This window comes from Algoriphagus ratkowskyi, assembly GCF_002150505.1.
GTDB lineage: Bacteria > Bacteroidota > Bacteroidia > Cytophagales > Cyclobacteriaceae > Algoriphagus > Algoriphagus ratkowskyi.
On sequence record NZ_MSSV01000007.1, the window covers coordinates 92,272 to 108,942 of the forward strand.

Annotated in this window: 15 protein-coding genes; 4 read left to right on the plus strand and 11 right to left on the minus strand. The window is 40.1% G+C overall.

The features are described from left to right. Positions 1-38: 38 nt before the first annotated feature. From BVH02_RS08910 to lpdA, 3 genes are all read right to left on the minus strand, one after another. Positions 39-863, minus strand: coding sequence for an anti-sigma factor (locus BVH02_RS08910; protein ID WP_086501102.1), 825 nt, complete (start codon positions 861-863; stop codon positions 39-41). Next, entirely contained in the window at positions 863-1,396 is a 534-nt protein-coding gene (locus BVH02_RS08915) for an RNA polymerase sigma factor (RefSeq protein WP_086501103.1), read from the minus strand. Before BVH02_RS08915 ends, BVH02_RS08910 begins: the two co-directional genes overlap by 1 nt. A 91-nt stretch (positions 1,397-1,487) precedes the next feature. Further along, positions 1,488-2,885: a dihydrolipoyl dehydrogenase gene (gene lpdA, locus BVH02_RS08920; protein WP_086501105.1), complete on the minus strand. Its 1,398-nt coding sequence runs from the start codon at positions 2,883-2,885 to the stop codon at positions 1,488-1,490. 463 nt (positions 2,886-3,348) lie between these two features. Here lpdA and fabG point away from each other — a divergent pair, with 463 nt between their 5' ends. Further along, entirely contained in the window at positions 3,349-4,095 is a 747-nt protein-coding gene (fabG, locus tag BVH02_RS08925) for a 3-oxoacyl-[acyl-carrier-protein] reductase (RefSeq protein WP_086501107.1), read from the plus strand. A gap of 394 nt (positions 4,096-4,489) precedes the next feature. On the opposite strand, the gene BVH02_RS08930 is transcribed toward fabG, so the two are convergent. Further along, positions 4,490-5,557 (minus strand): hypothetical protein, encoded by a 1,068-nt coding sequence (locus BVH02_RS08930; RefSeq protein ID WP_086501108.1) that lies wholly within the window; start codon positions 5,555-5,557, stop codon positions 4,490-4,492. A gap of 330 nt (positions 5,558-5,887) precedes the next feature. On the opposite strand from BVH02_RS08930, the gene BVH02_RS08935 reads away from it, so the two are divergent. After that, a complete protein-coding gene (locus tag BVH02_RS08935) occupies positions 5,888-6,856 on the plus strand; it encodes a CHRD domain-containing protein (RefSeq protein WP_086501109.1) in 969 nt (322 codons plus the stop codon). Positions 6,857-7,625: 769 nt separating this feature from the next. On the opposite strand, the gene pruA is transcribed toward BVH02_RS08935, so the two are convergent. The 3 genes from pruA to BVH02_RS08950 form a co-directional block, all read right to left on the minus strand. Further along, the gene (pruA, locus tag BVH02_RS08940) at positions 7,626-9,263 is read right to left on the minus strand and encodes an L-glutamate gamma-semialdehyde dehydrogenase (protein ID WP_086501110.1); all 1,638 of its coding nucleotides are present in this window, start codon (positions 9,261-9,263) and stop codon (positions 7,626-7,628) included. A gap of 202 nt (positions 9,264-9,465) precedes the next feature. Next, on the minus strand, positions 9,466-10,161 hold the full coding sequence (locus BVH02_RS08945) for a YjjG family noncanonical pyrimidine nucleotidase (RefSeq protein WP_086501111.1): 696 nt from the start codon (positions 10,159-10,161) through the stop codon (positions 9,466-9,468). Positions 10,162-10,166: 5 nt separating this feature from the next. Continuing rightward, positions 10,167-10,550, minus strand: a complete 384-nt coding sequence (locus tag BVH02_RS08950; protein ID WP_086501112.1) for an ArsR/SmtB family transcription factor — start codon at positions 10,548-10,550, stop codon at positions 10,167-10,169. A gap of 152 nt (positions 10,551-10,702) precedes the next feature. Here BVH02_RS08950 and BVH02_RS08955 point away from each other — a divergent pair, with 152 nt between their 5' ends. Beyond that, on the plus strand, positions 10,703-11,311 hold the full coding sequence (locus BVH02_RS08955; protein WP_223271856.1) for a carboxypeptidase-like regulatory domain-containing protein: 609 nt from the start codon (positions 10,703-10,705) through the stop codon (positions 11,309-11,311). A 107-nt stretch (positions 11,312-11,418) separates the two neighbouring features. Here BVH02_RS08955 and BVH02_RS21940 read toward each other — a convergent pair whose 3' ends face one another. From BVH02_RS21940 to BVH02_RS08965, 3 genes are read right to left on the minus strand one after another with little or no spacing between them, the layout of a single operon-like run. After that, on the minus strand, positions 11,419-11,520 hold the full coding sequence (locus tag BVH02_RS21940) for a GxxExxY protein (protein ID WP_317045422.1): 102 nt from the start codon (positions 11,518-11,520) through the stop codon (positions 11,419-11,421). 53 nt (positions 11,521-11,573) lie between these two features. After that, positions 11,574-11,804, minus strand: a complete 231-nt coding sequence (locus BVH02_RS21945; RefSeq protein WP_317045423.1) for a GxxExxY protein — start codon at positions 11,802-11,804, stop codon at positions 11,574-11,576. 60 nt (positions 11,805-11,864) lie between these two features. Next, a complete protein-coding gene (locus tag BVH02_RS08965) occupies positions 11,865-13,463 on the minus strand; it encodes an aminopeptidase P family protein (protein WP_086501114.1) in 1,599 nt (532 codons plus the stop codon). Between the two features lie 219 nt (positions 13,464-13,682). Between BVH02_RS08965 and pafA the strand changes: the two genes are divergently transcribed. Next, entirely contained in the window at positions 13,683-15,317 is a 1,635-nt protein-coding gene (pafA, locus tag BVH02_RS08970) for an alkaline phosphatase PafA (protein WP_086501115.1), read from the plus strand. Positions 15,318-15,507: 190 nt separating this feature from the next. Here the strand turns inward: pafA and BVH02_RS08975 are convergent, their stop codons facing one another. Next, positions 15,508-16,671 carry a homogentisate 1,2-dioxygenase gene (locus tag BVH02_RS08975; protein WP_086501116.1) on the minus strand — a complete coding sequence of 388 codons (1,164 nt, stop codon included), beginning with the start codon at positions 16,669-16,671 and terminating at the stop codon, positions 15,508-15,510.

A 16,671-nucleotide genomic window follows, 5' to 3' on the forward strand; every position in this document is an offset into this window, starting at 1 on the left:
AGGCAATTTTAAATTATATCATTTTCAATTTAAAATCCTTAAGCCACTTCCCCTAACACAACTAGTTTCTCAAGTGTAGGTGCTTTGGAACCACCTTTAGGTTCTATAGTGATGGCAAATGCCCCAGCTTGTGCCACTGCTTCCATTTGCTGCCTAGTCATTTTTATACCTTCATTCACCAAACCAATTCCCACTGGCCCGTCATCTCCAATTGCCCAAAGTTGATAGTCAAGATCATCACTTAAGTCATTAAGATTATTGACAGCGATAAATACCTCCTGTGCTTTCTGATCCCAAATCAAATCGACTCTGGCATCTTTTTGCATCTCAAAACCTTCGCCTTTCATCTCCACTCGCTTATAAATTCCTGCCACGAATTTATCGAACTGACCATCCACTTTTTTAAGTTCCTGATTTACCTGATTCAGATTGCCTGCCATCACAGTTTGATCTTGAAGTAAAGCAGTAAATTGCTGATCTTTTTCCTGAAACTTACCTGCATAATATAATGCTGCTCCTGAAGCAACGATTGCTGCAATAGATGCTGCTATGGCGAAAGGCTTCCATGGATTGCTCATTGAAATAACTTTCGCGTCAGCTCTGTCAGCGGTAGGCTTTGGAACTTCTTTGAGGATAAAGCTACTCTCGAGGGTTGAAAAGATTCTCTTCTTAACTTCCTGAGATGGCGCTAAACCAGTTAGATTATCAAATGCAAACATAGTCTCCTGCAGATCATCCAACTCCTGCTGGATCTCAGGATAACGCTTCGCAAAGTCTAAGACTTCCTCGCGCTCCCTCTCTGTTAACTCTCCAAGTAAGAAAAGTTCCAGTTTTCCTGACGATATGTATGATTGAATATCCACTAAATTCTTGCTACATTTTTTTTCAACACTTGTATGGCCGCTCTCACCCTAGACTTAACGGTGCCCAGTGGTATATCAAATTCCTCAGATACCTCTGAATGCGTATACCCTTTAAAGTAGATATATTCTACAATGAACTTTTGATCTTCATTAAGTGCGATCATTAATTCCTTCACTCCGATTCCGTCTATATGTTCTTGGGTGCCTGATTGGCTCTCCATTCCATATACGAAGTCATCTATTGTGTTGGTCTTACCGGATTGTGAAATTTCTTTGGAGCGAAGTTTATCAATGGCTGAATTACGACAGATGTTGGCCATCCAAGTATATAACCGACCTTTTGACTCCTCGTAACGATCTATTTTTTTAGTTATTTTGACAAAAGCATCATGAAAAACTTCCTCTGCAATATCCTTATCAAATACAATTCTCGAAATCACCGCATAGAGAGCTCTAGAGTATTTGTCGTACAAATACTCTGTGGTCTTTCTGTCTTTTGCCCTTAGTCCGGCGATGATTTGTACTTCTTCCAAAAATCGGTGGTTTGAAAAATTTCTTCCTTAAAAGTAAGACAGAAGACCAATTAGTTGTTGGTCTTCTGTCTTTTTATTTTGAAAATTTATATCAAAGGTGGATTACCTCGTCATAAGCAGCGGCTGCAGCTTCCATTATCGCCTCTGACATCGTTGGGTGAGGATGCACGGTTTTGATAAGTTCATGACCTGTGATCTCCAATTTACGAACAGCAACAATCTCAGCGATCATCTCTGTCACGTTTGCTCCGATCAGGTGTGCGCCAAGCAACTCACCGTATTTCTTATCGAACACCAGTTTTACGAAACCATCCTTTGCGCCAGCAGCTGAAGCTTTACCAGATGCAGAGAATGGGAATTTCCCTATTCGCAACTCGTAACCAGCTTCTTTAGCCTTAGCTTCCGTCATACCTACAGAAGCAATCTCAGGAGAGCAATAGGTACAACCTGGGATATTTCCATAATCCAATGGAGCAGGATTCTGACCAGCAATCTTCTCCACGCAAATAATCCCTTCCGCAGATGCTACGTGTGCCAAAGCTGGTCCAGGAACCACATCTCCAATAGCATAATAGCCCGGCATATTTGTCTTATAGTATTCGTCAACTTGAATTTTTCCTTTTTCCACCAAGATTCCAACGTCTTCTAAACCACAGTTTTCCAAGTTTGAAACAACACCAGCAGCAGAAAGAACGATATCACATTCTAATGTTTCTTCACCTTTGGCAGTTTTTACCGTCACTTTGCAACCTGTTCCTTTGGTGTCTACCGCAGTCACTTCCGAAGAAGTCATGATAGTCATTCCTGCTTTTTTGTAGAGTTTCTCCAAAGTCTTGGAAACTTCAGCATCCTCCACGGGTACGATTCTATCTAAAAATTCTACTATAGTCACCTCAGTGCCCATAGTAGCGTAGAAATAGGCGAACTCAATTCCGATGGCTCCAGAACCAACGACCACCATTTTCTTTGGCATCTTATCCAACACCATGGCATCACGGTAACCGATAATTTTCTTCTTATCAATTTTCATTGAAGGAAGTTCACGAGATCTTGCTCCAGTAGCGATGATGATATTATCAGCTGAATAAACAGTCTTTGTATCTTCGCTATCAGTGACTTCCACTTTCTTTCCAGACTGGATTTTACCCCAACCTTTAATTACTTCGATCTTGTTCTTCTTCAGCAGAAATGTTACTCCCTTACTCATTCCATCAGCTACGCCACGACTTCTTTTGACGATCCCTGTGAAATCGGCACTTGCATCGGCCACTGTGATCCCATAATCCGCAGCGTGATTTATATACTCAAATACCTGAGCACTTTTCAATAAAGCTTTAGTGGGAATACAACCCCAGTTAAGACAAATACCACCCAATTCCGCAGCTTCTACTACGGCAGTTTTTAGACCGAGTTGGGAAGCGCGAATAGCAGCTACATAGCCACCTGGTCCGCTGCCCACCACGATTAAGTCAAATTTGGTCGAAGACATATCTATTACTTGTTTTTAGAACGAATTGAATAATGTAAACCAGGTATCCTCAATTTTTCAGTAGCATTAATCTCCTTGCGTTATAGGCTAGAAGACGGATGCCCTCCAGATAGTTATCGGGAGACCGAAGTGGCCTAAAGTTTAAAACGAAGCTATTTCTAATATGCTTTGAGCTATCTACTGGTACAATTGAATATACCTATCGCAAAAATAAGCCTTTTGGCTTCAGAAAAAAATTTGGTTTGATTCTCAATTTCGGGAGAAAAGCCTGATTTCTTTAGTACAAAATCTCTATTTCCAATTAATATTCTACTTTTCAATGATATTGTGAAATAATCTATTTAATAAACTTCATTTGGCCAACGATTGACAAATACTCTAATCATAAGGCAAGTGAATTCATTTTTAGAATCAAAAGTTTTAGCTTTTTTTCTAATTTTGGCAAAACAAAATTTTAAAGTCCATGGGATTACTTTCAGGAAAAACGGCATTGATCACCGGTGCATCCAAAGGCATCGGAAGAGCAATTGCTATCAGATATGCACAAGAGGGCGCAAATGTCGCTTTTACTTTTTTGTCAAGTGTGGAAAAAGGCCAAGCACTAGAAGCGGAATTGGCGGCATTTGGCATCAAAGCCAAAGGCTATAGATCTGATGCTTCGGACTTCAAAGCAGCTGAAGAGTTAGTAAACGCAGTTGTAGCAGAATTCGGTAGATTGGATGTTTTGATCAACAATGCTGGTATCACTCGTGACAATTTGTTGATGAGAATGACAGAAGAAGCTTGGGATGAAGTGATTGGAATCAACTTAAAATCCTGCTTTAATACTGTAAAAGCAGTGAACAGAACTATGATGAAAGCGAAGTCTGGCTCCATCATCAATATCACTTCCGTAGTGGGAATTAAAGGAAATGCTGGCCAGGCAAACTATGCTGCTTCGAAAGCTGGAATCATAGGTTTCACCAAATCTATTGCCTTGGAACTTGGCTCTAGAAATATTAGATGCAATGCTGTCGCACCGGGTTTTATCGAAACTGAGATGACAGCCGTGCTTGATGAGAAAACTGTACAAGGCTGGAGAGACGGAATCCCTATGAAGCGTGGTGGCCGACCAGAAGAAGTGGCCGATGCCTGTGTTTTCCTGGGGTCAGAGATGAGTAGCTATATCTCTGGACAGGTGTTGCAGGTGAATGGTGCTATGCACACCTAGGTGATCTTAGATTTTTGATTTACGATTTACGAGCGGCTGGAGAGATTCAGCCGTTTTTTGTGTTCTAACCTTTGTGGTGTTATTGTGAGCTAAAAGGTAGCGCACAATCTCCACGAAGTTTTTTTTTAAAATAAAGTGAACCTTTGAGTTCTTACTTTAGGAATCGTAATTAGACTTTAAAGGCTTCATATCACCTAATTTCTTTTATATCCAACACCCCTGAAATCAAGACCTTCGAGGAGATCCCGAAGCCGCTGGCATTCGGGACAACACCTCAAAGGTCAATCGACAAACCCACTCAAATCAATCTTATAAAACTCGTATTCATCCTCAGATTTTTGCTCGGGTTTATTGATAAAAAGTCCTTCGGAAGTAAGGAACCAATTTTCAATTTCTAGCTCTGTTTCGAAGTCAAAAAAGTATTCTCCTTCGGCTCCCACTCTCCTGAGTAGATACTCAAAATATAATGTTTGGTTCGTTCAAATTTGGTCTCCCCAGTTCCAGATTCCTTGATCTTTGAGCAGCGGATATTCAGATCACGGTAAGAATCATATAGTAAAAAGACATTTGCTGAGGCTTCTTTAGGTAGAGTCCAAGCTGTCCACATCTCTCCCACTGGAATAATCTCGCTGGGAAGAAAATTAAAAGTAATAGTGGATTTGGGAATTACCTTTTTCTGGAGATTAAGTCCTTCCAAAACATATAACTCTTCGGAATATGGCCACGCGAGCGCGTAAACCCCTCTTTTTTCATCATATGCACCCAAAAGCTGTGTCGCTGTCACATCTCCTTCAAAAACTTCATACCCATCAGGTATTCCAAAATCGCTGTTCTCAATCTCCCCGGTTTGTACGTTTATTCTGGTCAGCCATGACTTGAAATCCAATGGAAAACTAGACCTCATCTCACCCGGACCGGTGTTTTTTGAAATTGTGTTAAAATGAGAAGGGTTCTGACCTATTTGAATATAGGGATGTTGAAAGTACATCATCCCTCTTTTAGTTTCCGCCATTACCAGAGATTCCAAAGTACTAGATAGATTCAACTCAGATTTCAATTCAGACAACTTTGATCCTTTAGAATCATAAGCAGCTGTCCAGCCCTTTCGATTTACAGCCAATATTTTATCTGGAGAAATTGGCAAATAATAGCCACCTCCACTCATTGCGTCTGGGCTTTCTGAAGGAATAGTTATTTCTTGTTCTATTTCTGAAGTTTTCAGATTTAAGAAAATATAGGAAGTTCCTTTAACAGATCTTGCTGATCGAGGATAGACTAAATACTCATTGTCAGAATCGGTCAAAACTCTAAGATTTGTAAACCCTCTTGTCAGAGAATCTTTTTCCAAGCTGAAATCCTCCAAAAGCAATTCTTCAAGTTTGCCTTGGTAGATTTTTTCAGTCCCTTTTTCGGCGCAGGAAAAGATTACTATAATTAAAAAAAGTAAACAAAGTCTTTTCATTTACGAGATTTTAGAAGAATAATTAAACCTAAAAAAAATTCTTGATTAGGAAAATGATTCATTAATAAGAAGTCTATTTATTTAATCTACCACTAGCTCTGATGCTGTTCATTCTACTCAACTATAAAACCTTTGATTTGTAAAAAATCCATCAAATTCATATAAGAATCTGAGCACTTACATTCTAAAAAATTATGTCATTTTTTTAAAACTTGTAAGGCTTTCTAAATCCACTGATTCGTCCTATAAATAAATGAAAATCATAAGCATCCAGCAGGTTGAGAATTTACGTATGTATTAAAATAATTAACAAATTTTAACCATCATACCATGAAAAACTCCTTTCAAAAATTAATGTCCCTTGCTTTTTTGGCCTTTGTTGCATTCAGCTGCCAAAACTTGCAAGATGTATCACCTGTGATGAATCAAGCATCAGATGATAATGCAATTGCTTCTGCCTCAGAATCCGACCCCAATGCACGTAAAGGTCAGCTTGCTGAATTCGGCGCATTCTTAATAGGTACAGAAGAAAACCCTGCAGTGATTTCCCCTGGATCAGGTGCTGCACGTATTACTCAAGTAGATGGAAACACACTTAAATTCGAAGTGCGAGTTGCAAACACAACAGGAATACTTTTCGCTCATCTTCACAAAGCGGTGACAGGATCAAATGGAGGAGTGGTTGTTACTTTACTTCCAACTCAAAGTCCTTCAGGACTTATGAATGGAGTAATTGCTGAGGGCATGATAGATGCCTCTAACTTGTCTGGAGCTTTGAAAGGAATGTCAATTTCAGATTTGATTAAAGAAATGGAAGAAGGTAGAATCTATGTAAATGTGCACACTTCAGCTAATCCAAGCGGTGAACTTCGTGGTCAAGTAAGTATGGTGAAGTCTAATGACAACAAAAATTATGGCGCAAAGCTGACTGGATCAAACGAGGTACCTTCGGTAATGTCCTCAGGGTCCGGAATTGCAAAATTCAATTTTTCAAATGATGGAAATTCAGCCTCATTTCATGTGAATGTTGCAGGTTTATCTGATGTAAGATTTGCTCACATTCACTTTGCAAAGGCTGGCGCAAATGGCGGCGTAGTATTTACACTTAGAATGGATAAAGTGAATGGTCCAGTTTCTGGTCTTTATGCAAAAGGTGAAATCATGCCAATGAAATTCTCTGGACAACTACTCGGTGGTGATTTAATTATACTTAGAGAGGCGTTTAGAACAGGTAATGCTTATGTTAATGTGCATTCAGATAAATTTCCTGGTGGTGAATTGAGAGGTCAAGTTGATTGAGTTAACTAGTCCTTTAAAAGTTAAAAAAGGTCAGCAGATGCTGGCCTTTTTCTTTATCTATAAAAAATGGATTGTTATGGCGAAATAGAACCTGCTGTTTACAGTTATAATTATCCACCTCGAAGTTTCGTTTTCTGATACTTCTTTAGAACATTTCTCTAATTTCTATATTCTTTAATCTTATTATCCGCAATCTTGCCAGTACCCAAAATCCCTTTGCTCAACCGGTCAGAAGACCGAAGACGGGTGACCCCTGCCTACCAGCAGGCAGGGAAGTGGCCTAAATTCTTAAGTTAACCAAATCCTATTATGCTTTTGATTCTTTACTGGTAACAAAGCGGATATACATATTCTATAATTCACGTTTGTTTACTAAAGTATCCCACACTAAAAAAGCATGGATATTGATATTACATTCATTTTTTCATGTTCTGAGAGAATATTTATTTGTAATAATAAATAATTGTTCAGCCCCACTTCTTCTACTTTTTCATCAGATAAGACAATTATAAAACAAATTGTAGTGGCATTTTTATGCTAATCCTCAGGCTATATTTTGAAAAAAATTATAAGTACTACTGTCTTCTCCTCTATCTAAAAAAGCCCCGAATCTAAATCCGAGGCTCTTGTAACCTTTGTGGTGTTATTGTGAGCTACAACGTAGCGAACAATCTCCTCGAAGGTTTTACTTCAATAAGTATCTACTCAAGACCTTCGAGGCGATTCCTACTTCTTCGTCGCAGGAATGACACCTTAAAGGTCACTCGTATTACTTGTCGCTTTCCAAGAAAGGATATTTATAATCCACCGGAGATACGAAGGTTTCTTTGATCGTACGTGGAGAAACCCAACGTAGCAAGTTGATCATAGAACCAGCTTTGTCATTCGTGCCGGAAGCTCTCGCCCCACCAAATGGCTGCTGTCCTACAACAGCTCCTGTTGGCTTGTCATTGATATAGAAGTTGCCCGCTGCATTTCTAAGCTTGATAGTAGCCAACTCAACAGCATACCGATCCTGTGAGAATATCGCTCCTGTCAAAGCATATGGGGAAGTCTGATCGACCAATTCAAGCGCCTCTTCGAATCTTTCTGCATCATATACATAAATTGTCAGAACAGGACCAAAAATCTCTTCGCACATCGTCGTGTACATGGGATCTTGCGTGACGATGACAGTCGGCTCGATGAAGTAGCCTTTCGACTTATCGTAATTACCTCCAGCGATAATCTCTACTGCTGGGTTAGACTTCGCATTGTCTATGTATTTGGCGATTTTGTCAAACGATTTTTCGTCAATCACAGCATTGATGAAATTGGTAAAATCTTCTGTTCCGCCCATTTTCATATCTGCAAGATCAGCGACTAAACCTTCTTTTACTTCATCCCAAATATTGGAAGGGATATAAGCACGAGAAGCTGCAGAGCATTTTTGACCTTGAAACTCAAAAGCTCCACGAGAAAGTCCTACTGCCACAGCTTTAGGTATTGCAGATTTGTGAGCGATCACAAAGTCTTTACCACCAGTCTCACCCACGATCCTAGGATAAGCTTTGTATTGATGAATGTTCGTTCCGATGGTTTTCCAGATATGCTGGAAAACACCGGTAGAACCTGTAAAGTGAATTCCAGCAAAATCAGGATGCTTAAAAATAATATCTCCTGCCGTTGGCCCATCCACATAGATTAAGTTGATCACGCCATCCGGAACTCCAGCTTCCTTAAATACTTGCATCAACACATTTGCAGAATAAATTTGCGTGTATGCTGGCTTCCAAACAATTGTATTTCCCATCATGGCAGCAGAAGTAGGGAGGTTTCCGGCTATTGCCGTAAAGTTAAACGGAGTCAAAGCGAAGATAAACCCTTCGAGTGGACGCTGCTCCAATCTATTCCAAATGCCATTACCAGAAACCGGAGGCTGTTGGGCATAGATTTCAGTCATGTATTGCACGTTGAAGCGCAGGAAGTCTATAAACTCACATGATGCATCTATCTCTGCCTGCATCGCATTTTTGGATTGACCAAGCATGGTTGCTGCATTGATTTTTGCACGATATGGACCTGCCAAAAGATCTGCTGCTTTCAAGAAAATCGCTGCTCTTTGCTCCCAAGCTAAGTTTTCCCAAGCCTCCTTGGCTCCAAGTGCGGCATTGATTGCCTGCTCCACGTGTGAAGCATCTCCTTCGTGAAAATGACCCAAGATATGCTGGTGATCATGTGGCGGTGACATTTTATGCGTATTGCCAGTTCTGACCTCATCCGAACCAATGTACATCGGCACATCAATTTGCTGAGCTCGAGCTTCCTTTAAAGCGGCTTGCAATTCAATTCTCTCGGGACTTCCGGGAGCGTAAGCTTTTACTGGCTCGTTTACTGGAGCTGGGACATTAAAAAAACCTTTGAGCATAGTATCTGGGGTTATAAATTTTCTGTTTGGCCAAAGATAACCAGAAGGTTTTATTGGCTGACGAATTTGAAGTAAAAGAACCCTAAAGTATAACTTCTGGTTCGCTAAAACTTCCGTTCATTTTTCATTTAAAGGGAAGTAAATGTGTAAAGATTGTTGAAGCTGTGAGTGTCACCTCTCACTCTGGAGAGTCAGGCAGACCTTAAAGCAGGTCTTCCAACTCTCTTAAATGAGTAATAGTATAAGTTGGAATAAAGTCAATTGAATTCCCAAGCGGATTGAAAAACACCTGATCAATGCCCGCTCCATGCGCTCCTTGGATGTCTGAAATAGGATTATCACCTATCATGAGGCTGCATTCCTTTTTTGCCCCTGCTTGCTCCAACGCAAACTGGAAGATTCTAGGATCCGGCTTTTTATGTCCTGTCGTCTCCGATGTTACAACTAACTCGAAGTAATCACTTAAGCCTGAAGACTTCATTTTTCTAGCTTGACTCTCGTCAAAACCATTCGTGATCACATAAAGTTTGTACTTAGGTTTGAGGTAATCCAGGATCTCTATGGTATGAGGAAAAAGATGTGGCTTACTCGATGTGCGATGCATAAAATCACTTTCAAATTCTTCTGGAATTGCTGCATCAATGATCCCTGCATGTGCAAAGATTCTAGGAAACCGAGTGGTTCTCAATTCCTCTTTGTGCATTTCTCCTTTATCATAAGCAGCCCAAAGTTTGAAATTCACCGCATAAAATGAATCAATAAAATGCTGTGAGGATACTACTCCTAGATTTTCAAGCTGATAATGAATGAATAGTTCTGAAAGGGATTCTTGGACATTTCGATCATAATCCCAAAGTGTGTGATCAAGATCGAAGAAGAGGTGCTGGTAAGTTTTCAAGGTAATTAACGTCTGTACTGATTGTTCTGAATTTTATTGATAGCAAGTTCTCTGTTCGATCTGAGGATTTCAAAAGTCGCCTGATCCTTAATGAGGCTTGGATCTTTCTGGATAAACTTGAAAATCTGCTGAATGATTTCCATGTACTCTTCTAAAATGTAGTAAAAAACCCATTGATCCACTCGCTTACTACCGAGTAGGCCGGCATTTTTCAAGTAAATCAAATGCCTGCTTGTTTTAGTTTGAGTAAAATCAAGTATCAATTCAAAGTCAGATATCGAAAGTTCCTTATTTAACATCAGCAGATGAAAAATCCTTACTCTCGGTTCTTCGGAAAGTGCTTTGAAAATTCTAAGCCCGTAATTTAAACTGATATTTTTTAACCGCATTTGTAAGATTTAACGGAGTTTATGAGTGTAAAAATAAAATTTCAGCCGAAATTAGGGTAATATCGCATCAGAAACACCATTGTCTGCCACACCATAAAGTCCTCTAATTTGTGAAGAATTCATTACTCCTTAGTGCCTCCTTTGTTTTCCTCGTGGGAATATTTTTTTCTTCACTTGAAGTGAAAGCTCAAGATGTGAAAGAAAAAAAAGTAATCCAACTTTCTGGTATTATCCTTAATGCTGACAGCACTGATGCTGTAGCGGGTGTGAATATTTATGTTCCTACTAAGGGACGAGGTACAAGTTCTGGGCGCTTCGGATACTTTTCTATGCCTGTTTTAGCAGGAGATTCTGTCGTATTTAGCTTTATAGGATTGAAGAAGCAAACCTTTAAAGTTCCTGATGTAATGGAGGACGATAAAATCAGTTTGATACTAACTATGCAAGTGGACGAAATTGCTTTGGCTGAAATTGAAGTCATGCCTTATCCCACTGAGGAGGAGTTCAAACAAGCTGTGATTGCACTGAACATGGTGGATCCTATGGCAATATCTCGAGCCAATATGAGTCCAGAAATGCTTCTTCGCTGGGCAGAATCCATGCCTGCCTCTGGAAACGAAAACTTTCGATATTTCCAACAAGGCCAAGCCCAACAAAACCAAGATCTCTACGGACCAAGAACACTTCGTCTCCTCGATCCATTCGCTTGGGGACAGTTTATCCGGTCTATCAAGCGGGGTGATCTGAAGAAGAAGGATTAATTAACGATTTAGAATATCTCCCGCAAGGAAACTGATTAATAGTCTGAAATAATCTCGCGGCGACGCAGCGGCGCAGCGAATAATTTGGTTGATTATTTTTATACTAGTTATAGATTATTGGCAACTCTTTTAATTCCATCTTTCAGTAATGCTTCATTGAAGTTTATCAGTAAGCCTAATTTCAATTTTGTGAGTCGTAGATATGTCATTAATTGTTTCGCGTGAACTGGAGAAATAATTTGCACTGACTTGATCTCTACTATTATACTTTTTCATTAACAATTAAATCAGCCCTAAATCCATTTTCAAACGTGATATCATCCCACTTGAAAGGGATGAATACTTGACTTGTAACATTAAGTCCAGACTTTTTCAATTCATGGAATAACACTCGCTCATAAATAGATTCCAGCAAGCCTGGCCCCAATTCCCGATGAATCAGAAATGCCTTATCTAGAATCAAAGTAGCAATATCATTTTCAACCTTTTCCATATTCAAAACAAAAATCGCTGCGCCGCTGCGTCGCCGCGTGAAATAAATCTTAAATTCTCACTAATCGATCTCTGGCAGCACCCACTCCTCCAGCACACTTGGCAGACGCATCATCTCCTCGATACCAGCGACAGTTCTAGGCGCATCTCCAGACAGATTCACAGATCCTTTCTCAGTAATCAAGATATCATCTTCGATTCGCACCGCAATTCCCCACCATTTTTTGTCGCAATCAGAACCCTCTGGAATATAGATTCCTGGCTCTATGGTAAACACCATCCCTATTTGCAGTGGGTTACTCGTACCTGGATCATGAACATCCAATCCTATGTGGTGACTGGTGCCATGTGGAAAATACGAGTGACTTGCTCCTCTTTTGATAATACCAAGGTTAGCAAGCCCTTCGTCTATGATTTTACGACCTGCGGCATCGATCTGCTGAAAAGTGGTCCCGGGCTTTGATATTGCTATTCCTGCTTCTTGAGCTTGATAGACCAATTCATAGATTGCTTTTTCTTCTTCATTGAATTTACCCGAAATTGGAATAGTACGCGTAACATCAGCCGTATAGCCTCTCCATTCTGCACCTAGATCCATGAGCAGTAACCGATCTGTCAGATTACGCTTGTTATTCTCGATGTAGTGTAAGATGCAACCATTATTCCCTCCACCCACGATGGATGGATAGCCAAGTTCTTCTGCACCGTATCGCTTATAAATAAACTCATGAACACCTTGAATTTCTCTTTCCGTCATCCCGATTTTGGCAGCTTTCATCACCTCCACTTGCCCTACAGCGGAGATTTTTACTGCCTTTTTAAGTAGCACAATTTCCTCTGGAGTTTTGATTTCTCTCAGTTCAGCCATCATTTCTCCAAGAGCGGATATATCAAGCTTTTGCTCAGGAATCCCATCTTTTACAAGCATTCTCTTTTCTGGAGATTCTGCATTCATATAAGAAGAGATTAAGGGATCTTCCATAAAATCTGGGTATTGGCGCTCATATCTTTTAAGCATTTGTACCACCTTATCAGATGTTTTCAAATCCGAGTTTTTTATCATTTTATATACTTGTGCACTCACTTCATCCTGCTTGTTCGGGTATGCAGAGGCAACTTTAAATTCATTCACCATCTGGATTAAAGGCTGATTAACACTGCTTTCTTCAATATTTTCAGATAGGCTAAAAGTCAAAATCTTATCAAAGTCCTCTAAGTTGATGCCCGACTTCGTGCCAAATTCTGAATTAAGCATTGCGTCCTCAAAACCCAATTCACTCATCATACCTTCGATTCCCAATCGCTTTCCATTCCACATTTCTGCGCGAGGATCTCTATTCTGCAGGAAAATCAGCTCGTCGGATGACCTGCCATTAACTTCTCGAATTTCACTGAAAATAACCAGCACTGCATTTGGCTCGCGAAAACCAGTCAGATAGAAAAAATTAGTATTGGGATGATAGATAAAATCGACATCATTGGTTCTATTTTTCACTGGATTATTGAAAAAAACCGCAACCGAATTTGGTGACATCAGTTTTCTCAATTCAGCTCTTCTACCCTTGTGCCATTCTGATGAAAGCCCGTCTTCAAAATAAGATTGAGAGAATCCTGTGAATGTAAATGCCAGATAAAACAAAATTCCAAATATTCTTTTCATATCGATAACGCTAATTAAAGTTTCTAATGTCAACGCTTTTGACCACTTAACAAAGACTTAATACACAGATTGAGGCATATCCTTATCTTTGGGCACTGATAACAAATCAAAATATGAAATCAAGCATTATAAAATCGTCACATCCTGGGATGACATTTTACCCTGCGAGATTCCTCCCGATAGCTATCGACTTGACCATAAAAAACTAATTATAAACAGATGAAAAAATTCGGAATTATATTTTTGCTATGTGTTCTGGCTTCAAGCTCTATGCAGGCGCAGTCACAAGCTGACAAGCCTAAGCTAATTGTCGGGATTGTAGTCGATCAAATGCGCCAAGAGTATTTGTACCGCTTTGCGGATAGGTATTCTGATGGTGGATTTAAGCGAATGATGAAGGATGGCTTTATGATGAAAAATGGCCATTATAATTACATTCCGACTTATACAGGTCCCGGACATGCGTCTGTTTACACAGGAACTACTCCAGCCACCCACGGGATCATTGGTAACGATTGGTATGTAAAAAGCTTAGATCGTATGATCTATTGTGCCGAAGATACATTAGTAACTAACGTAGGAGGTTCTGCTGAAAACGGATTTATCAGTCCTAGAAATTTACTTACTACAACTATTACTGACGAGCTTCGAATATCTACTCAGAAGCGTTCTAAAGTAGTTGGTGTAGCGATCAAAGACCGTGGCGCAAGTATGCCAGCAGGTCACCTCGGCGATGCTTATTGGTTTGATACCAATACAGGTGAGTTTATGACTTCTACTTATTACCATGACAAATTGCCTGAATGGGTTGAAAAATTCAACGCAAAGAAATCTGTAGACTCATACTTATCTCAGACGTGGAATACACTCTATCCAATAGAGACTTATACTGCAAGTATGGTAGATGACAATCCTTTTGAGGGGAAATTCAGTGGAAAAGACACTCCAACTTTTCCTTATGATCTTAAAGAACTAAGACAAACAAATGGAGATTTTGGATTAGTTTCTGCAACGCCATTCGGCAACTCGATGACATTGGATTTTGCGATTGCAGCACTTGAAGGTGAAAAAATGGGAATGGGAGAAGACACTGATTTCTTAGCCTTGAGCTTTTCTTCTCCAGACTATATAGGACATAGATTTGGGCCGCAGTCTAAAGAAGTTGAAGACAACTACCTTCGGCTAGATCAGGACATCGAAAGATTGCTGAACTACCTAGACAAGACTTATGGCAAAGATAACTATGTAGTATTTCTATCTGCCGATCATGCGGTCGCAGAAATAGCTACACATATGGTAAGCGAAAATGTACCTGGAGGAAATGTTCGTACAGGTATAGTGAATACAGAGCTTCTCAATTACCTATCAGCCACTTACGGTGAAGGAGATTGGATCAAAAACAGCTCAAATGGTCAACTTTTCCTAAATCATGAATTGATTCACGAAAAAAAATTAACCCAAGAGGATTTAGAAAATGAAATTGCTCTATTCTTGCTCAAATTTGACGGGATCAAAGAAGTCTATACAGGGACAGCTATGCGCACCAGTGCCTTTACAAAAGGTAGAGCAGAGCTACTTCAAATGGGATATAACCACAAATCTTCTGGAGATATTATGATAATTCTAGAGCCAGGATGGCTCACGGGAGGTGCAACAGGCACATCTCATGGCACAGGCTACACATATGACACTAACGTTCCCATCTTGTTTTATGGGTGGAATGTACCAGCTGGAGAAAGTTCCCGCTATGCCACGATCACGGACATCGCCCCTACACTTTCTATGATGTTAAATATCAAGCTACCAAATGGCGCTACCGGACAGCCAATTTTGGAGATTACTGACAAAAAGTAAGTACTCCTCCTAGCAACAAAAAGCCTCGATCTTCAGTAGATCGAGGCTTTTTGTTGTTTAGATAAGCTGGCTTAACTCGCTATAGTTTCTAGTAACCTTACGCAACGCAAGACGGCAGCTGTCAACTATGAAACAACAATCTCCACTCTCGCAGCAAGGCAGTAAAATCTATTGCCGTAATTCGCAAAACCTACTCCGTCCAGCTCATTGGATAGTTTTCATCCACAAATTCTAGCGCATCCGTGGTAATCTGAAGTGACTTGAATGTATCCAGCATCACAGCATATTCATCCGTAGATTTTGCCCCTATGGATTTCTCTACCGTGCCAGGATGCGGCCCATGTGGTAATCCGCCCATGTGAATGGTAAACGACCCACGATCTATCCCTTTTCTGCTCATAAACTCTCCTTCGGCGTAGTACAAAACTTCATCCGAATCAATATTGGAATGATTGTAAGGAGCAGGAATGGAAAGTGGATGATAATCAAAAAGTCTCGGCACAAAGGAGCAAATCACAAATCCAAATGCCTGGAATGTCTGATGAACTGGAGGTGGCTGGTGAATTCTTCCTGTAATAGGTTCGAAATCATAAATCGATAGTGCATACGGATATAAATACCCATCCCAGCCTACAATATCTAATGGACTGTGCCCATAAGAATACTGATGAAGCATTCCCTGTTTTTTGATTTGTACTAGGTAATCACCTTGCTCCTTTTCTATATGAAGTTCATGAGGCGGACGAATATCCCGCTCACAGTATGGAGAATGCTCCAACAGCTGCCCAACTTCATTTCTATAGCGATTGACTGTCTCTATTGCTCCTTTGGACTCAATGATAAGTAACCTCAGTGGCCCTTCTTCCTCGAATTCAAATCTATAAATTGTTGTCCTTGGAATCACGATATAATCTCCCTTGCGCACCTCCAGTTTTCCAAACTGAGAATACATGACACCTTCTCCATCATGTACATAGATTAACTCATCTCCATCTGCATTTTTGAAGTAGTACTCCATTTTCCGCTTCCGAGGAGAGCAGATCCCCATCATCACATCAGAGTTCATCATGAGATTTCTTCTCGCATCAAGGTAATCCTCCCCAGTAAATTGTACATCAGATGTTTTCAAATGGGTCTGATTCAATCCATGATCTGTGGCCGGCTTCCATGAAAATGGCTTAGGAATACCTATAGATTTCACTTCATTAGGATTATGGATGTGATAAAGTATTGAGTAGATGCCTGAGAAGCCTTTGGAACTCACTACTTCTTCTTTAAAAAGACTACCATCGGGTTGACGGAACTGCGTATGTCTTTTAGGCGGGATGGTTCCCATTCTGTGATAGTATGCCAT